The 15,738-nt window shown below is 73.6% G+C and carries 14 protein-coding genes; 13 read left to right on the top strand and 1 reads right to left on the bottom strand.

The features are described from left to right. Positions 1–5: 5 nt before the first annotated feature. Both QMZ92_RS01410 and QMZ92_RS01405 read left to right on the top strand, forming a co-directional pair. On the top strand, positions 6–800 hold the full coding sequence (locus tag QMZ92_RS01410) for a 3-oxoacyl-ACP reductase (RefSeq protein WP_269731335.1): 795 nt from the start codon (positions 6–8) through the stop codon (positions 798–800). Positions 801–831: 31 nt separating this feature from the next. Beyond that, positions 832–1,782 (top strand): DUF2510 domain-containing protein, encoded by a 951-nt coding sequence (locus QMZ92_RS01405; protein WP_283295361.1) that lies wholly within the window; start codon positions 832–834, stop codon positions 1,780–1,782. Positions 1,783–1,861: 79 nt separating this feature from the next. Here QMZ92_RS01405 and QMZ92_RS01400 read toward each other — a convergent pair whose 3' ends face one another. Continuing rightward, positions 1,862–3,064, bottom strand: a complete 1,203-nt coding sequence (locus tag QMZ92_RS01400) for an amino acid deaminase/aldolase (RefSeq protein WP_283295360.1) — start codon at positions 3,062–3,064, stop codon at positions 1,862–1,864. Between the two features lie 1,187 nt (positions 3,065–4,251). On the opposite strand from QMZ92_RS01400, the gene QMZ92_RS01395 reads away from it, so the two are divergent. The 11 genes from QMZ92_RS01395 (at position 4,252) to pheT (ending at position 15,454) form a co-directional block, all read left to right on the top strand. Continuing rightward, positions 4,252–5,034 carry a hypothetical protein gene (locus tag QMZ92_RS01395; RefSeq protein WP_502961971.1) on the top strand — a complete coding sequence of 261 codons (783 nt, stop codon included), beginning with the start codon at positions 4,252–4,254 and terminating at the stop codon, positions 5,032–5,034. Beyond that, positions 5,031–6,221, top strand: a complete 1,191-nt coding sequence (gene mycP, locus QMZ92_RS01390; RefSeq protein ID WP_283295358.1) for a type VII secretion-associated serine protease mycosin — start codon at positions 5,031–5,033, stop codon at positions 6,219–6,221. The genes QMZ92_RS01395 and mycP overlap by 4 nt, the downstream gene beginning before the upstream one ends. A 69-nt stretch (positions 6,222–6,290) precedes the next feature. Continuing rightward, positions 6,291–7,028, top strand: coding sequence for an SseB family protein (locus tag QMZ92_RS01385; protein ID WP_283295357.1), 738 nt, complete (start codon positions 6,291–6,293; stop codon positions 7,026–7,028). A 23-nt stretch (positions 7,029–7,051) separates the two neighbouring features. Next, positions 7,052–7,432: a DUF1844 domain-containing protein gene (locus QMZ92_RS01380; RefSeq protein WP_283295356.1), complete on the top strand. Its 381-nt coding sequence runs from the start codon at positions 7,052–7,054 to the stop codon at positions 7,430–7,432. 404 nt (positions 7,433–7,836) lie between these two features. Beyond that, positions 7,837–8,460, top strand: a complete 624-nt coding sequence (infC, locus tag QMZ92_RS01375; protein WP_138057848.1) for a translation initiation factor IF-3 — start codon at positions 7,837–7,839, stop codon at positions 8,458–8,460. A 103-nt stretch (positions 8,461–8,563) separates the two neighbouring features. Continuing rightward, the gene (gene rpmI, locus QMZ92_RS01370; protein ID WP_019884943.1) at positions 8,564–8,758 is read left to right on the top strand and encodes a 50S ribosomal protein L35; all 195 of its coding nucleotides are present in this window, start codon (positions 8,564–8,566) and stop codon (positions 8,756–8,758) included. 105 nt (positions 8,759–8,863) lie between these two features. Beyond that, on the top strand, positions 8,864–9,250 hold the full coding sequence (gene rplT, locus QMZ92_RS01365; RefSeq protein ID WP_017945472.1) for a 50S ribosomal protein L20: 387 nt from the start codon (positions 8,864–8,866) through the stop codon (positions 9,248–9,250). Between the two features lie 178 nt (positions 9,251–9,428). Then, entirely contained in the window at positions 9,429–10,319 is an 891-nt protein-coding gene (locus QMZ92_RS01360) for a TrmH family RNA methyltransferase (RefSeq protein ID WP_283295355.1), read from the top strand. Between the two features lie 213 nt (positions 10,320–10,532). After that, positions 10,533–11,651, top strand: coding sequence for a sensor histidine kinase (locus QMZ92_RS01355; protein ID WP_283295354.1), 1,119 nt, complete (start codon positions 10,533–10,535; stop codon positions 11,649–11,651). Between the two features lie 126 nt (positions 11,652–11,777). Further along, positions 11,778–12,920, top strand: a complete 1,143-nt coding sequence (gene pheS, locus QMZ92_RS01350; RefSeq protein WP_283295353.1) for a phenylalanine--tRNA ligase subunit alpha — start codon at positions 11,778–11,780, stop codon at positions 12,918–12,920. After that, positions 12,920–15,454: a phenylalanine--tRNA ligase subunit beta gene (gene pheT, locus QMZ92_RS01345; RefSeq protein WP_283295352.1), complete on the top strand. Its 2,535-nt coding sequence runs from the start codon at positions 12,920–12,922 to the stop codon at positions 15,452–15,454. Before pheS ends, pheT begins: the two co-directional genes overlap by 1 nt. The last annotated feature ends 284 nt before the right edge of the window (positions 15,455–15,738 follow it).

The raw sequence follows: 15,738 nt of genomic DNA, 5'->3' as shown, positions 1-15,738 counted from the left end.
ATCCCATGACCACTGCCCACAGCGACACCCCCGTCTGCCGCCGGCTCGTCGGCCGCACCGCCGTCATCACCGGCGCCGGCAGCGGCATCGGCCTCGCCGCCGCGCGCCGTCTCGCCTCCGAAGGAGCCCACGTCGTCTGCGGCGACATCGACGAGACCGCGGGCAAGACCGCCGCCGAGGAGGTCGGCGGGACCTTCGTGAAGGTGGACGTGACCGACGCCGAGCAGGTCGAGGCGCTGTTCCGGACCGCCTTCGACACCTACGGCAGCGTCGACATCGCCTTCAACAACGCCGGCATCTCGCCGCCCGACGACGACTCCATCCTGGAGACGGGTCTCGACGCCTGGAAGCGGGTGCAGGAGGTCAACCTCACCTCCGTCTACCTGTGCTGCAAGGCCGCCATCCCCTACATGCAGCGCCAGGGCCGGGGCTCCATCATCAACACCGCCTCGTTCGTGGCCCGGATGGGCGCGGCGACCTCCCAGATCTCGTACACCGCGAGCAAGGGCGGGGTCCTCGCCATGTCCCGCGAACTGGGCGTGCAGTTCGCCCGCGAGGGCATCAGGGTCAACGCCCTGTGCCCGGGACCGGTCAACACCCCGCTGCTGCAGGAGCTGTTCGCCAAGGACCCCGAGCGGGCGGCACGCCGGCTGGTGCACATCCCCGTAGGCCGGTTCGCCGACGCCGAGGAGATCGCCGCGGCCGTGGCGTTCCTCGCCAGCGACGACTCGTCCTTCGTCAACGCCACCGACTTCCTCGTCGACGGCGGCATCTCGGGCGCGTACGTCACCCCTGTGTAGGCCCGTGCCCGGCCGCTCATAGGGTGGCCGGATGAGCATGACGACCCCTCCCCCTATGCCTGGCGGCCTGGGGGGACCTCCAGGCTGGTACCCGGACCCAGGCACGCCGACCCACGAACGCTGGTGGGACGGGCGTGCCTGGACCGGTCACACCCGCACCGCCGGTGCCCCGCAGCCGCCGGCCGCCACCGCGCCCGTGCCGCTCGCCGGGGGGTCCGGGCACGCCGGAGGCATCGGCAAGGGAGCGATCGTCGCGCTCGTCACCGCCGTCGCGGTCCTCGTGGCCGCCATCGCCACCGGTGTCGCCGTCCTCGGCGAGGACGGCGAACGGACGGCCCCGCAGTCCGCGGGGGCCGCCCCCTCGGCGCAGCCCACCGCGAAGGGGAACGACCCGGAGCCGGGCCCGCCGGCCGCCGGCGACCCCGACGTCCTCGTCGACCAGCTCAACGGCATCTCCCTGCCGCTGCTCGACGGCTGGGAGAAGTCGACCTCCGGCATCGATCCGGTGCCGACCATGGTGACCGCCGACTCCTACAAGTGCCCCGGTGACTCCGCAGAGTCCTGCCGCCACGGCACGGTGTCCTCCCGCACGGCCACGGTCACCAACGTGAAGTCGCCCGAGAAACTGGCCGGCCAGGACGTAGGCGTCGCCGCGGACTGGGCGTACGACAACGACCGCGTCGGCAACCGCATCCACGGTGGCATCAAGGGCCACGAACTGGTGAAGTCCGCCCCCGTCACGGTCGCCGGGCGCACCGGTCACGTGGTGCGCTGGCGGGTGACGACGGGAGCCGGCCCGGGCGGCTACGTCCAGTCCCTCGTCCTCCCCTCCGCCGTCGGCTCCGAATCGCTGGTCATCGTCCGCTTCGCCTTCGACGCGGGGCCCGACGCCCCGCCGCTCGCCGACATGGACCGGATCATCAGGGGCATCCGGCCGCTGACGGACGTCAGTGGGGGAGTCGGCTCCACGGTCGAGCCGTGAACGCCGGGCCGAGTCCCCGGGCCCGCCGGGCCGAGGCTCTACGGGTCATCGAGGCATCCGGGCCCTCCCGCCCGACGGCTCAGAGGAACGTACGGCCCTCGCCCCGGTACGTCGGCACGGTGGCCGTCACCCGCTCGCCCTCGACCAGGAGCAGCGAGGCGAAGCGCTCGCACAACTCCCCGGCCTTCGCGTGCCGGAACCACACCTTGTCGCCGACGAGCAGATCGTCCGCCGGCGGGCCCAGCAGCGGAGTCTGCACCTCGCCCGGCCCCTCCATCGGGTCGTAGCGGAGCCCTTCCGGCAGGTACGGCACCGGCAGCCGGTCCCGCCCGGCGGCGCCCGAGGCCGGGTAGCCGCCGCCGAGCACCGTCACCACGCCGACTCCCGGGCGGCGCACGACGGGCTGCGCGAACAACGCCGCGGGACGCCCGCTGAACGACGTGTAGTTGTCGAAGAGCCTCGGCAGATACAGGCCGGACCCCGCGGCGATCTCCGTGACCGCGTCCTCCGCCGCCGTGTGCTGCACACTGCCGGTGCCGCCGCCGTTCACGAACTCCAGGTCCGGGGCCACCGACCGCACCGCCCGCACCACGTCCGCCCGCCGCCGTGCCAGCTCGTGCCGGGCCGCGGACTGCATCAGCCTGACCATCCGCGAGCGCAGCGGACTGCCCGCGACCGCGTCACCGACACCCGCGACATGCCCCTCGTAAGCCATCAGCCCCACCAGCCGGAAGCCGGGGCGGGCGACGATCGCGCGGGCGAGCTCGGCCAGGTCCTCGGGGGCGCGCAGTGGCGAGCGGCGCGCACCGAAACGGATCCGGCCGCCCAGCAGACGGAGGGAGGTGTCCAGTTCCAGACAGACCCGGATCTCCTCGGCGCCGCCGTCCCGGGAGCGGTCGATCAGGTCCAGCTGCGCGGGGTCGTCGACCATGACCGTCACGACGCCGGCGAGCTTGGCGTCACCGGCCAGTTCGGCGAAACCGGCGCGGTCGGCGGACGGGTAGGCGAGGAGCACATCGCCGAAACCCGCCCGGGCCAGCCAGATCGACTCCTCCAGCGTGTAGGACATGATCCCCGAGAAGCCGTCCTTCGCCAGCGCCCGCTCGAGCAGTGCCCGGCACCGCACGGACTTGCTGGCCACCCGGACCGGTTTCCCGCCGGCGCGCCTGACCAGATCCGCCGCGTTGGCGTCGAACGCCTCCAGGTCCACGATGGCCAGGGGCGCGTCGAGGTGTGCGGTGGCCCGGTCGTACCGGGTCCTGAGAACGGCACGGGGAGTCATGCGCAGAGCTTGCCAGACCGGTCTACCCGAGGGTAGAGGGACGTTCTGCGCAGATCCCCCCGGGGGCGCTGTCCATTCCCTTCCGGCGTGCGCCAGCCCGTAGAGTGAGGGGCGCGGCGACGAACGGGCCTGCCCCGAAAGGCGATCCAGCGGCGGTACGAGCACCAGGAAACGGGGGGCGGATGAGCACCGAGGCACAGCGCCCGCGTGTCCCCTCCCGCCCGCCCCACGCCCCGCAGGTCCCAGCCCCCGGACCCGCCGAGACGGCCACCCGTCTTCGTCCGCTCGAGGACACCGCCCCGGACCCCCGAGCCGGCTCCGTCCCGCAGGCACCCCGCCCGCGCACCGCACCAGCTGACGCCCCTTCAGCCCCCGTGCCCCGATCCCGCACGGCCGCCACCACGGGCCACGCCGACTCGATGTACCCGGCCGGCGCCGGGAACGACCCTGCCCGGGCCGGGAACGACCCTGCCCGGGCCGGGAACGAACCCACCCGGGCTGGGAACGGCCCCGCGGGCACCGGGAACGAACCCGTCCGGGCTGCGACTGTTCCGGGCCGCGTCGCGAAAGACCCGGCCCGGGCCGGGAACGGCCCCGCGGGCACCGGGAACGACCCCGTCCGGGCTGCGACTGTTCCGGGCCGCGTCGCTAAAGACCCGGCCCGGGCCGGAACGGGCCCGACCGGCCCGGCCCCCGGGCAGGTGTCCCCCCGCTCGCCGCAGTCGTCGGCACCTCGGGCCACGGGGAACCCGAGCGCTCCGGCGCCCCGTGGGGCGGGCCCGGGCGTTTCCGGTGGCCGTCCCGCCCGGCCGTCCGCACCCCCGTCTCCCGTCAGCCGCCCGGACGCTCGCGCGCCCCGTGCCGTGGATGAGATACCTCCGCGCCCCCTCACGGCGCCGCGCGCCGGTGGTGCGCCCGGAACGCCCTCCGCGTCGGCAGGAGCCCCGGCACCCGTGACGCCCCCGGCACCGGTGAGGGCCACCGCCCCCGGAGGGCCGCCGGCCGTCACCGCTCCTTCCGTGCCCGCGCCGCCCGGGCCGCCCGCACCCCCGCCCCCCGCCCCGGCGGCCGGCGGGCCGGCGGGGACCGTAGGTGTCCCGGGTGCCCCGGGCAGCCCCTGGCCGTGGACGTCGCCCGGCGTTCCTCCGAGGCCCTGCGCGGGCCCCTTCCCCGAGACGCCCACCGAGATCACCACCCGGCTGCGCCCCGTCCGGGACCGGCGCCCCGCCAGGACCGCGGGTGCCGTGGTCTGCCTCGTACTCGGGCTCGGGCTGATCGGCGGAGCGGTCACCGGAAGCTGGCTGGTGGACGATTCGGCCGCGTCGCCCGCCTCGCAGCCCCTCTACACCGACGCCCGTACGCTCTGGCACAGCGTCCCCGTCGACTCGCTCTTCCCGCGCACGATCAAGGGCGCCGGCGCGGGACCCGGCGGCGCCGACCGGGTGTGGACAAGGGTCGCGGTCGCGCCCGACGGCCCGTGCACCGGCGCGTTCGACCCGTTGCTGCTCAAGGCGCTCCAGCCGGTCGGCTGCCTGCGCGTCCTCCGCGCCACCTACACCGACGCCACCGCCTCCAGCGTCACCACCGTCGGCATGGTCGTCACCGAGGCGGACCGGGACGGCATGGCGGCCCTGCGCAAGCGGTTCTCCGAGGAGGAACTGGACGAGCGCACCGATCTGCTGCCCCGCGCATACGCGGTCCCCGGCACCGTCGCCGCGGGGTTCGGCGACCGTCAGCGGGCCAGTTGGACCGTCAGTGTGCTCACCGACGCGCCCGTCGTCGTCTTCGCCGTCTCCGGGTTCGCCGACGGCCGCCCCGTCGCCGACCCCATGCCCGCCGCCGAGGCCACGGTCCCCGGCGACGCGTCCGCCCCCGCCCAGGCCGGCCTCGGCCACGAGGCCAAGGGAATCGCGGACCGTATCGAGCGCGCCCTGCGCGAGTCCGCCACCCCACCGGAGCGCCCCGAATGACGGCAGCACGCCTCCGCACCCGCGCCACGCCCCGACGGCTTCTGGGGGCGGTGGCCACGGCCGTCGCGTTCTCCCTCGTCTCCGCCGCGCCCGCGCAGGCCGACGGGATCCGGGTCCGTCAGTGGGCCCTGGACGCCCTGCACACCGAGGACGCGTGGCGTACGACCAAGGGCGCGGGTATCACCGTCGCGGTGCTCGACACCGGAGTCGACGACAGCCATCCGGATCTGGAGGGCAGCGTCCTTCCCACGAAGGACCTCATCGGGTTCGGGGCGAAGCGGGGCGACCGCGCCTGGGCCCGGCACGGCACGGCGATGGCCGGGATCATCGCCGGGCACGGCCACGGTCCCGGCCGTGAGGACGGAGTGCTCGGGATCGCCCCCGAGGCCAGGATCCTGCCCGTGCGGGTGATCCTGGAAGGTGCCGACCCCGCCCGCAGCAAGGCGCGGAACACCCGTGGCACGGCTCTCGCCCGGGGAATCCGCTGGGCCGCGGACAACGGCGCCGACGTCATCAACCTCTCCCTCGGCGACGACAGCGAGTCCGCCCACCCCGACGCCGGTGAGGACGCCGCCGTGCAGTACGCCCTCGCCAAGGGCGCGGTCGTCGTCGCCTCGGCGGGCAACGGGGGCGAGAAGGGCGACCACATCTCGTACCCGGCCGCCTACCCCGGTGTCATCGCCGTCGCCGCCGTCGACCGCTACGGCACCCACGCCTCCTTCTCCACCCGGCGCTGGTACGCCACGGTCAGCGCCCCGGGCGTCGACGTCGTCATCGCCGACCCCGACCGCAAGTACTACGAGGGCTGGGGCACGAGCGCGGCGTCCGCCTTCGTCTCCGGCGCGGTCGCGCTCGTCCGTGCCGCGCACCCCCGCCTCACCCCCGCCCAGATCAAGCGTCTTCTCGCCGACACCGCCCGAGGAGGTCCGAAGAACGGGCGCGACGACTCCAAGGGGTACGGCATCGTCGACCCGGCGGCCGCGATCGAGGAGGGCGGCAGGCCGGCAACCGGTGGCGTCGACCCGAAGACCGCGTCCGTCCAGGGCCACCGCAAGCAGTACTTCGGCACGGGACCGGACGACTCCCCGGCCGAGCCGGGCGGCGGCTGGCTGGCCCCCGTCACCGGCGGCCTCGGTGCGCTGCTGCTGGCCGCGGCGGTCGTACTGTGGCGCGGCCGCCGGGCCTGACCCCTGCCGGGGCCCCGGTGCGGCTCCCCGCCGTCCCGGGCACCACCGCCGACGAACTAGGCTCGTCGCGTGGCGCTCAAGAACATTCCCGACCCCGGCTTCTCCGACGACGACGGCACCGCCGACCCGGCCCTGGAAGCGGCGCTCGCCGCGTGGGCCCGGGACCGGACGGCCGAGGGGCCCGTGCTGGAGGCGCTCAAGGGTGCCCGGCTCCTCGTCCCCGTCGTCGCCGTGCTCGGGGAGGTCGAGGAGGACGAGTCGGGACTGCGCCGTGAGAAGACCAGCGACATGGCCGTCCCCACGCTGACGGCGGGGAACCGCCGCGCCCTGCCCGCGTTCACGTCGACCGCCGCGCTCGCCCTGTGGGACCCGCAGGCCAGGCCCGTCGCCGTGCCCCTGCACCAGGCCCTCCGGGCGGCCGCACACGAGAAGGCCGACACCGTGGTCCTGGATCTCGCCGGTCCGGTGCCGTACGAGCTGACCGGGCGTGCGCTGCTCGCCCTCGCAGAGGGGCGCACCAGCACCGACCCGCTGGCCGACCCGGCCGTGGCCCGGGCGGTACGGGCCGTGGTGGCCGCCGAGCCCGCGGTGCTGCGCGCCCATCTCGGCCCCGGCAACGCCGACGGCACGCTCGCGCTCGTCCTCGACGAAGGGGCCGGCGCGTCCCCCGCCGAGGCCGCACAGCGCGTCGCCCGTGCCCTGGCCGAGGACGAGACGCTCAGGGCGCGGCTGGTGCGCGGACTCGACCTCGCGCTGCTGCCCGCGTCGGCGGTGCCGCCGGGAGAGCCCCTGTACGTGAGGGCCTGAGGGCACCGCATATCGTGTGCTCCATGAGTGACGCGACCCCCACCCCCGAGCAGCCCGCGGGCGAGCAGGCTCCCGACTTCGCCGCCATGACCCGCGACATCGCGGAGGTCCCCGCGGTCGAGGTGATCGTCACGGTCGCGGTGAACCTGATGAGCGCCGCCGCGGTGAAGCTGGGACTCACCGAGGACGGCGACGAGCACAAGGACCTGGACGAGGCCCGGAAGCTGGTCCACGCGCTGGCCGGTCTCCTCGACGCGGGCGCCACGGAGATCAGCTCGTTCCACGCGGCACCGCTGCGGGACGGGCTGAAGTCCCTCCAGCTGGCGTTCCGCGAGGCCTCGGTCGTCCCGGACGAGCCGGGCCAGGGCCCGGGCGAGAAGTACACCGGACCGGTCTACGGCTAGCCGGCCCCGTCGGAGGCAGGGCGGTACGTCCGCCGCCCCCGGGAGCCTGTGTTCCGCGAGCCCGCCCTTGCTCCGGTTCGCCCCTTCGGGCCGGAGCTGCTAACCTTGTGTAACGACCGGTCGGACGCGCATGTGCCCGACCCACAAGTGGAGGCTCCGATCTCCCACCTGGCCGCCCTCAGGGACGGCGGGTCACCGGTCAGACGGCGCCCATCGTTCCGTACGGACGATGGAGCCGTCCGAAGCAGCGCCCCGCGGCTTACGCGGCGGTGCTCCGGTATCCGAGGAGCCCCGCCTGTGTCCCGTCGGGGCATTTTTGTTGCACCGGCGCGGTTGGTCCATACAGAAACAGACGTTGCGTGGCTGTCCGCCAGACCGCCGCGTAGTGCTACCGAGGAGGATCCATCAGCGCCGAGCCCCGCATCAACGACCGGATTCGCGTTCCCGAAGTGCGACTTGTCGGTCCCAGCGGCGAGCAGGTCGGGATTGTTCCGCTTGCCAAGGCCCTGGAGCTTGCGCAGGAGTACGACCTCGACCTCGTCGAGGTGGCGGCGAACGCCCGTCCGCCGGTCTGCAAGCTCATGGACTACGGGAAGTTCAAGTACGAGTCGGCCATGAAGGCCCGTGAGGCGCGCAAGAACCAGGCGCACACGGTCATCAAGGAGATGAAGCTCCGGCCGAAGATCGACCCGCACGACTACGACACCAAGAAGGGTCACGTCGTCCGGTTCCTCAAGCAGGGCGACAAGGTCAAGATCACGATCATGTTCCGTGGTCGCGAGCAGTCCCGGCCGGAGCTCGGCTACCGGCTGCTGCAGCGACTGGCGGAGGACGTCCAGGACCTCGGTTTCGTGGAGTCGAACCCGAAGCAGGACGGCCGCAACATGATCATGGTTCTCGGTCCGCACAAGAAGAAGACCGAGGCGATGGCCGAGGCCCGTGAGGCGCAGGCCGCCCGCAAGGCGGAGCGCCAGGGGGACCGGTCCGCCCAGGCCGCGGCCACCCCCGAAGAGCCCGCCGAGGCCTGATTCCGGGGCGCCCGTCCCGGACATCAACCGATACATCTGACGCTTTCGCCTGCCGGTTTGCGACCGGTGACGGAAGCGCCACTGACGAGGAGAGAACGGCGCGATGCCGAAGAACAAGACGCACAGCGGTGCCAAGAAGCGCTTCAAGATCACCGGCTCCGGCAAGGTGCTTCGCGAGCGCGCCGGCAAGCGCCACCTGCTCGAGCACAAGTCGTCCAAGCTGACGCGTCGCCTCACCGGCAACGCCGAGATGGCCCCGGGTGACGCCGCCAAGATCAAGAAGATGCTGGGCATCTGATTGACCTCGTGCCCTCGGTGACCGGGGGCTTCCGGGCAAGACCGGGACCAATTCGTTTCCGGGCCGTGTGAGGACAACCACGGCCCCGCTACAAGGAGTCAAAAAGTGGCACGCGTCAAGCGGGCAGTCAACGCCCACAAGAAGCGCCGGGCGATCCTCGAGCAGGCCAGCGGTTACCGCGGTCAGCGTTCCCGGCTGTACCGCAAGGCGAAGGAGCAGGTCACCCACTCCCTCGTCTACAACTACAACGACCGCAAGAAGCGCAAGGGCGACTTCCGTCAGCTGTGGATCCAGCGCATCAACGCCGCTGCCCGCGCGAACGGCATCACCTACAACCGCTTCATCCAGGGTCTGAAGGCCGCCAACGTCGAGGTGGACCGCAAGATCCTGGCGGAGCTCGCGGTCAACGACGCCAACGCGTTCGCCGCGCTCGTCGAGGTCGCCCAGAAGGCGCTCCCGAGCGACGTCAACGCCCCGAAGGCCGCGGCCTGACGGTCGCGTCCCACCGGACGACAGCCCGGACCCGCAGGCCGACGGTCTGCGGGTCCGAGTGTGTTCCGGACCGGCGCGTGCGGGGCCGTACCGCCGCACCGCACGTTACGCACCGACACCGCACCGAACGCGCCGCCGACCGCGTACCGCGGAACGCCACAAGGAAGTGAGAGCCCCCATGGGGACCCCCGAGCTGATCTCCCCGCGGTCTCCGCGGGTCGTCGCCGCGCGGCGGCTCGCCAAGCGGAACTTCCGCTCCAAGGAGCGGCTCTTCCTCGCCGAGGGACCGCAGGCCGTGCGTGAGGCGGTCGCGCACCGGGGCGGCGACGGCCTGCCGACGCTCGTCGAGCTCTTCACCACCGTCGAGGCCGCCGAGCGCTACGCGGACATCGTCGACGCCGCCCGCGCCGCCGGGGCCCGGATCCACCACGCACCCGACACCGTGCTCGCGGAGGTCTCCCAGACCGTGACGCCGCAGGGCCTCGTCGGGGTCTGCCGCTTCCTCGACTCGCCGTTCGAGGACATCCTGGCCGCCCGTCCGAGGCTCGTGGCCGTGCTGGCGCACGTACGCGACCCCGGGAACGCCGGCACGGTGCTGCGCTGCGCGGACGCGGCCGGAGCCGACGCGGTCGTGCTCACCGACGCCTCGGTGGACCTCTACAACCCCAAGTCGGTCCGGGCCTCGGTCGGCTCGCTCTTCCATCTGCCCGTCGCGGTCGGCGTCCCCGTCGAGCGGGCCGTCAGCGGGCTGGGGGCGGCGGGCGTGCGCGTCCTCGCCGCCGACGGCGCCGGTGAGGACGACCTGGACGACGAGCTCGACGCCGGGACCATGTCCGGGCCGACCGCGTGGATCTTCGGCAACGAGGCGTGGGGCCTCCCCGAGGAGACCCGGGCACTCGCCGACGCCGTCGTTCGCGTGCCGATCCACGGCAGGGCCGAGAGCCTCAACCTCGCCACCGCAGCCGCAGTCTGCCTCTACGCCTCCGCACGGGCCCAGCGCACCCCCGGCGGCTGCAGCGCCGCCACCGGCCGCCGGGACGGGTCCGGCGGTCCCTCCGGGCCCGCCTGATCAGTCCGCCCGGCCGGTGGTACCGGCCGGGCCGCGGCCGCGAGTGCGCCCGGCCGGCGACGCCCGGCGGTCCGGGCGGACGGCGCCGCTTTCCGGCCACGCGTCGGCCGACGTCGACCGCCGGTGGACGCAGGGTGTCGCTCCGTCACCGCCGACTAGTAGGGTGACGGGCTCGGGGACCCACTGCACCGGTTCGAGAGGTGGGGTACGGGGATGAGTGTCGGCACCAGCGGGCCGTCCGAGGCGTTCCTGGCATCGGCACGCGCCGAGGACGGTGCGGGTCCGGGCATCGGCCCGGACGACCTCCCCGACGGCCTCGTCGTCGCCGACGAGAACGGCCGGATCGTCTGCTTCAACGCCGCCGCCGCGCGCATCACCGCCGTGCCCGCCGACCGCGCTCTCGGCCGGCCGCTGGAGCACGTGCTGCCCCTGGAGGACCTCAAGGGCCGCCGCTGGTGGCCGCTCACCGATCCGTACGGCGGCCTCGCCACCCGGGTCGGCCAGCCCGAGCGCAATCTGCTGCTGCCGGGCGGCCGCGAGGTCCTGGTCTCCGCCCGCTACGTACGGGAGGCGCCCACGGGCCCCGTGCGCCGCGTCGTCGTCAGCCTCCGCGGCACCGAGGCGCGCCGCCGCACCGAGCGCAGCCACGCCGAGCTGATCGCCACCGTCGCCCACGAACTGCGCTCCCCGCTGACCTCCGTCAAGGGGTTCACCGCCACCCTGCTCGCCAAGTGGGAGCGCTTCACCGACGACCAGAAGCGGCTGATGCTGGAGACCGTCGACGCCGACGCCAACCGCGTGACCCGGCTGATCGCGGAGCTCCTCGACATCTCGCGCATCGACTCCGGCCGGCTGGAAGTGCGGCGCCAGCCCGTCGACGTCGCCGCCGCCGTCGGCCGCCACGTCCAGGCGTACACCGCGGGCGGCCAGTCCCCGGACCGCTTCTTCGTCCGCGTCCACCACGATCTGCCCGAGCTGTGGGCGGACCCCGACAAGATCGACCAGGTTCTCGGCAACCTCCTCGAAAATGCGGTGCGCCACGGGGACGGAACGGTCACCATCGAGGTGGCACCCGCGTCCGGCAGCAGCGATGAGAAGGGAACGGTCGTCACCGTGAGCGACGAAGGCCCCGGCATCCCCGAGGAGTCGATGGGCCGTGTCTTCACCCGCTTCTGGCGGGGGAGCAAGCGGGGTGGCACCGGTCTCGGCCTGTACATCGTGAAGGGCATCGTCGAGGCGCACGGCGGGACGATCACCGTGGGCCGCGGCCCGGGCGGCGGCGCGGAGTTCCGATTTACGTTGCCCGTGGGCACGCCCGCCTATCTCACCTGATAAGCGCCCCGGCGGCCCACGGGCTCATTCGCGTACCGTCACCCCGCTAAACTCGTCCTTTGGCACCTTTGCGTCCTCGGTCGTCGAGCGGGGGCACCAGCCACCCCATCGGAAGCACGGGAAGAGATGTCGGCACCCAACAAGTCGTACGACCCTGTCGAGGTCGAGGCACTGAAACCGGAAGAGATCGAGCGCATGCGGGACGAGGCGCTTGACGCCTTCGCCGCCGCGGGCGACCTCGACGCGCTCCACGAGGCGAAGATCGCGCACACCGGCCCCACCTCGCCGCTCGCGCTCGCCAACCGTGAGATCGGCGCCCTGCCGCCGCACGCCAAGGCCGAGGCCGGCAAGCGTGTGGGCCAGGCCCGCGGTGCCGTCAACAAGTCCCTGGCCGCGCGCCAGGCCGAACTGGAGGCCGAGCGCGACGCCCGGGTGCTGGTCGAGGAGGCGGTGGACGTCACGCTGCCCCACGACCGCACCCCGTCCGGCGCCCGCCACCCGCTGACCACGCTGTCGGAGCGCATCGAGGACATCTTCGTGGCCATGGGCTACGAGGTCGCCGAGGGCCCCGAGGTCGAGACCGAGTGGCTGAACTTCGACGCGCTGAACATCGCGGCCGACCACCCCGCCCGCGGTGAGCACGACACCTTCTTCGTGAAGGGCGCCGAGGGAACCGGCGGCGAGGGGGACGAGTCCGCCTCCGGCGTGGTGCTGCGCACGCACACCTCGCCCGTGCAGGTCCGCTCGATGCTGGACCGTGAGCCGCCGCTGTACGTGATCTGCCCCGGCCGCGTGTACCGCACCGACGACCTGGACGCCACCCACACCCCGGTGTTCCACCAGGTCGAGCTGCTCGCCGTGGACGAGGGCCTCACCATGGCCGACCTCAAGGGCACCCTGGACCACATGGTCCGCGCGCTCTTCGGCGGCGAGGGAATGAAGACCCGGCTCCGGCCGAACTTCTTCCCCTTCACCGAGCCGTCCGCTGAGATGGACATGGTCTGCTACGTCTGCCGGGGCGAGTCCGTCGGCAACCCGGACCGGCCCTGCCGCACCTGCTCCAGCGAGGGCTGGATCGAGCTCGGCGGCTGCGGAATGGTCAACCCGAAGGTGCTGACCGCCTGCGGCGTCGACCCCGAGAAGTACAGCGGATTCGCCTTCGGGTTCGGCATCGAGCGGATGCTGATGTTCCGCCACAACGTCGAAGACATGCGAGACATGGTCGAGGGTGACGTCCGGTTCACCCGGCCCTTCGGGATGGAGATCTGATGCGGGTCCCGCTTTCATGGCTGCGGGAGTACGTCGACCTGCCGGCGACGGAGACCGGCCGTGACGTACAGGCCAAACTCATCTCGGCCGGCCTCGAGGTCGAGACCGTCGAGCAGCTCGGCGCCGGGCTCACCGGCCCGCTGGTCGTCGGCCGGGTGCTGACCGTCGAGGAATTGACCGAGTTCAAGAAGCCCATCCGCTTCTGCACGGTCGACGTGGGCCGGTCCAACCAGACCGGCGAGCCCCAGGAGATCATCTGCGGCGCCCGCAACTTCGCCGTCGGCGACAAGGTCGTCGTGGCGCTGCCCGGCGCCGTCCTGCCCGGCGACTTCCGCATCGCCGAGCGCAAGACGTACGGCCGGATGTCCCGCGGCATGATCTGCTCCGCCGACGAGCTCGGCCTGGGCGACTGGGGGGCGGGGACGCACGGCATCATCGTGCTGCCGCCCGAGATCGAGGTCGGCACCGACGCCACCGAACTGCTGGAGCTGTACGACGAGGTCCTTGACATCGCCGTCACCCCCGACCGCGGCTACGCCCTCTCGATGCGCGGTGTCGCCCGCGAGACCGCCACCGCCTACGGGCTGCCGCTGCGCGACCCGGCGCTGCTCGACGTGCCCGCGCCGAACTCGTACGGCTACCAGGTGCGGATCGCCGACCCGATCGGGTGCGACCGCTTCACCGCGCGTACCGTCGTCGGGCTCGACCCCGAGGCCCGCTCGCCGATCTGGATGCAGCGCCGGCTGCAGAAGGCCGGGATGCGGCCGATCTCGCTGGCCGTGGACATCACCAACTACGTGATGCTGGAGCTCGGCCAGCCCCTGCACGCCTACGACCGCAACCGGCTCGACGGCCCGATCGGGGTCCGCCGGGCCGAGGCCGGCGAGAAGTTCACCACCCTCGACGGGGTCAAGCGCGTTCTGGACGCCCAGGACCTGGTCATCACCGACAGCCGCGGGCCGATCGGCCTCGCCGGCGTGATGGGCGGGGCGAACACGGAGATCGCCGACTCCGAGACCGACCCGCAGACGGGTGAGGTGCGCGGTACCACCGAGGTCGTCGTCGAGGCCGCCCACTTCGACCCGGTCGTCATCGCCCGCACGGCCCGCCGCCACAAGCTGTCGTCCGAGGCGTCCCGGCGCTTCGAGCGAGGAGTGGACCCGCAGGCCGCCGCCGCGGCCGCGCAGCGCACCGTCGACCTGCTCGTCCTGCTGGCCGGCGGCACCGCCGAGGCCGGGGTCACCGAGATCGTCGCCCCGTCCGCGCCGCGCACCATCACGATGCGCGCCGACCACCCGGACCGGGTGGCCGGTGTCGCCTACGGCCGCGAGACCGTGGTCCGCCGGCTGCAGGAAGTCGGCTGCGACGTGTACGGCCAGGACGAGCTCCTGGTGACCGTCCCGTCGTGGCGTCCCGACCTGCACGAGCCGAACGACCTCGCCGAGGAGGTCATCCGGCTGGAGGGTTACGAGAACCTCCCGTCCACACTGCCCACCCCGCCCTCCGGCCGTGGGCTCACCGCACGCCAGCGGCTGCACCGCCGCGTCGGCCGCGCACTGTCCGGCGCCGGCTACGTCGAGGCGCTGAACTACCCGTTCGTCGGCGAGGCGGTCCTGGACCAGTTCGGTCTGGCGGCCGAGGACCCCCGGCGCACGGTGGTCACGCTGGTCAACCCGATCTCCGACGAGGAGCCGGCGCTGCGCACCACGCTGCTGCCCGGACTGCTCTCCGCGCTGCGCCGCAACGTCGGCCGGGGTTCGCACGACCTGGCGCTCTTCGAGACCGGGCTGGTCTTCCGGCCCACCGGTGAGGAGACGGTCCCGGGCGTGCTGCCGGTCGACCGCCGCCCGACCGACGAGGAGATCGCGGTGCTGAACGCGGCGCTGCCGCACCAGCCGCGCCGGGTCGCCACCGTTCTGGCGGGGGCGCGAGAGCAGGCCGGCTGGTGGGGCGAGGGCCGTCCCGCGGACTGGGCGGACGCGATCGAGTCCGCTCGGGCGGTCGCCCGTGAGGCCGGTGCCGGGCTCACCGTCCGTGCCGACCAGCACATGCCGTGGCACCCGGGCCGCTGCGCCGCGCTGTACGCCTCGGTGGACGGCGAGGAGACCCTCGTCGGTCACGCGGGCGAACTGCACCCGCGCGTCATCAAGGCGCTCGGACTGCCGGAGCGCACCTGCGCGATGGAGCTGGAGCTGGACCTGCTGGAGCGGGCCGGCGAGGGCGCCCTCCAGGCACCGCGGATCTCCACCTTCCCGGTGGCCACGCAGGACGTCGCGCTGGTCGTCGCCGCGGAGGTGCCCGCCGCCGACGTCGAGAAGGCGCTGCACGAGGGCGCCGGCGAACTGCTTGAGTCCATCCGCCTGTTCGACGTCTTCGAGGGCGAGCAGATCGGCGAGGGCAGGAAGTCGCTGGCGTACGCGTTGCGGTTCCGCGCCCCCGACCGGACGCTGACCGTCGAGGAGGCGTCGGCCGCCCGCGACGCCGCCGTCGCGCTCGCCGGCGAGCGCACCGGAGCGGTACTGCGCGGCGCCTGAGCGTCCACCGCCGACAGGGCAAGGGGGCGCGTCCGGATCAGGTCCGGACGCGCCCCCTTGCGCATGCACACCACCGTCCCGCTCCTTCGAGCCCACTCGTCCGGTGAGGTCGCGCCGGGGGATCGCCGCGGTGAGGCCCCGGCCCGTCCGGCCGCCGCACCGCTCGGGCCCCGCGCCCGCGCTGCCCGTGTCGCCCCGTCGGTGCGCTCCTCGGCCTGGTCACCCCGGACCGCGGGCCGAGCCGTGCCCCCGGGCACGCCGCCGTCGCGCGAGGGCTGGACACG

The sequence above is a fragment of the Streptomyces sp. HNM0645 genome (assembly GCF_030056615.1).
Classification (GTDB): Bacteria; Actinomycetota; Actinomycetes; order Streptomycetales; family Streptomycetaceae; genus Streptomyces; species Streptomyces marianii.
Note: the sequence above shows the minus strand (reverse complement) of the source record. Positions and strands in the feature narration are given on the sequence as shown.